The organism is Flavobacterium oncorhynchi, from assembly GCF_002217355.1.
Taxonomy (GTDB): Bacteria; Bacteroidota; Bacteroidia; order Flavobacteriales; family Flavobacteriaceae; genus Flavobacterium; species Flavobacterium oncorhynchi.
Map to the genome: position 1 here is coordinate 1 of NZ_MUHA01000045.1, position 2,382 is coordinate 2,382.

Here is a 2,382-nt window from a genome sequence, read left to right on the forward strand (position 1 = left end):
AACATATTATTATTATTATTATTATTATTATTATTATTATTATTATTAACCCGTTGGGTGAAATTAAATAAGTTCATTTTTAATATTGTTTATAGGCCTGTCAAATATAAATTTATTGATGTATTGAATTAAAGTCATTGCTGTTATTTTTGCTAAAATTCTTGTTTTAAAACCTACAAAAGATTTAGCATAATTTCTTCGAATTAAAAACTGATCGCATAATTGTGAAAACTGTGTTTCGATTCTTTTTCTGGATTTTCTAAATATATAGGGTTGTGGCTCATAATTTTTTTGGTTAATTCTTTTTGGCGTTTCCAATTGAATTTTTACTGTTTGAAACAGGTCTAACTGAATCGATTCTGATAAATAACCTCTATCACCAAGGATCACGCAATTAGACATTTGCTGTTTAATGTTCTTCAAAAAATTGATATCATGAACTTCAGGTTTTGTAATTTCTAAAGAATGAAAAACACCTCCAACAGAGCAGACCCCATGAAGTTTATAGCCGTAAAACCAATTGTTTTGTGAGGCGCAAAAACCTTTTGAAGGAGCAGTTTCAAATTGTTCTTTACATATTTTGATTCGGTTGTGACGAGAAAATTTACAGATTTCCAACGGCATACTGTCAACAATAAAATAATTCTCAAACTCAAGAAATCGGTTAGCTAATTTGGTTCTTACTTCTTCAGAAAACAAAAACAGCTTTCTTCTTCTTCTTTTATTGAACTGGCTACGTTCAATTAAGTTTGGAATTAAATCGGGGCTAATTTGCTTGAAAAGTGAATTTTCACTGTCAATAGGCATAAATTCAGAGGTCAAGCTTAGCGCAATAACTTCCAAATCAGACATTTTGCTAGTTCTTCCAACTCTGGAATTAAATATCAAATCATAATTCAAAGAACTTATAACTTCTAAAACCTTAAAATAATTTTTAACTATATTTGACATGGATATTGGTTTGTTTGGCGACTTCAAGATACTGCTTTGCAGTGTCTTGACCAATATCTGATCAATTTAATTTACTCCAAATAATTTCACCCAACGGGTATTGATTTATTTTTTCTTAATAATAAAATTGAGATACAAACACATCTAGGAGAAAGCAAACTGAAAATATTCAAATCATAGCCGATGGGTCCGCTAAACAAAGTTCAGGATTATTTATGATAATGGGGAAGGACAACATCCTAAAGATTTTGAAAGTACTTTTTTTTCTTTGATGAGAGGAAATAAAAATAAATTCACTTTGTTTAAGTAAAATCGAATATGGGACGAAGTGTAGTCTTTGTGTTTTGTGGGAAAGGATACCAGTTGATTGGATCTAAAAAAATTGATGGCTCTGGAAATTTTGTTTTACCTTAGTCAATGAACTTCCTTTATCTAAAGATGAATTGGAAATTAAAAAAAATGGTATGAATATTAAAATTTTGATAGAGAGATTCCTGCCTTCGATATTTTAGAATTTGATATAAAACTTCTTAATAGACAATTCACAACTGTTTCGATTATCAAAATATACTCTTATCAAATGAAAGAAGTTTCTAGATTTGCACAGGATTTAAACCAAAATTTGAATTAATTTCTATTTAAACCCGTATTACCAGTATTTACTATTGATACAAAAAAGCATTATCCAAATAACAAAGGCTCGATTACATACACTGCTTTTATGAAAATTGAAGGTTTTAATTTTGTTTAATTTCCTGTATAAAAAGTTTAACCAGCTACTCTGTATTTAAATGCATTTTTTAATTATGTTTGTACGAAATGAATATTACTGTTTTCAATAGGAATGTGTACAGTAACTGTTCTTATTTTTGGGTGCCCTCTATAGCGATCCATTGTGCTCTTTATATTCTAATATATTTAGAATTTCGCTCGAGCCAGCATATGTGGATTTAAACTTGACATATTGTACATAACTGCGTGTATTGATCTTCTTATTGTGCACTTACAATTGAAGATTAAATAAAAGAGAGGCCATTATTACTGCTTTCATGTTTTTTGAGTTTAGTTGTATTGATCAAGATCTTTCGTTAATCGATTTTTACCTATTGATATATAGATACCCTAATCTTTCAATTATTTCTGTAGAAGATTGTTTTATATATTTTAAAATATAATAATAAGTTCCTTCTGGTAATTTTTCGTTTTTATTTACTGTTATTCTTCCTTCAGAGATGCCTCTAAATGCTTTGGTTTCGTTGTCATATCCATTTACTTCGTAGATTAACACCCCCCATCTATTGTAAATTTCAACTGAGTTATTGAGATATTTTGATATTCCGTCAATAAAGAATACGTCATTGTGGCCATCATCATTTGGAGTTACATAATTATAAATGATTAGATCTGATACTGTTGTGCTTGGAGTTATGG

The 2,382-nt window shown here is 29.1% G+C and carries 2 protein-coding genes; both read right to left on the bottom strand.

Annotated features, from left to right (window positions below; all coding sequences use genetic code 11):
* Positions 1–63 precede the first annotated feature (63 nt).
* On the bottom strand, positions 64–951 hold the full coding sequence (locus tag B0A75_RS20270; RefSeq protein WP_089056081.1) for an IS982 family transposase: 888 nt from the start codon (positions 949–951) through the stop codon (positions 64–66).
* A 1,099-nt stretch (positions 952–2,050) separates the two neighbouring features.
* A partial coding sequence (locus B0A75_RS20275) for a gliding motility-associated C-terminal domain-containing protein (RefSeq protein ID WP_165765151.1) occupies positions 2,051–2,382 on the bottom strand: 332 nt, incomplete at its 5' end.

Excerpts from the sequence above, each read along its gene's own strand:
- B0A75_RS20270 (WP_089056081.1), bottom strand. The coding sequence starts at position 951 with ATGTCAAATATAGTTAAAAATTATTTTAAGGTTTTAGAAGTTATAAGT.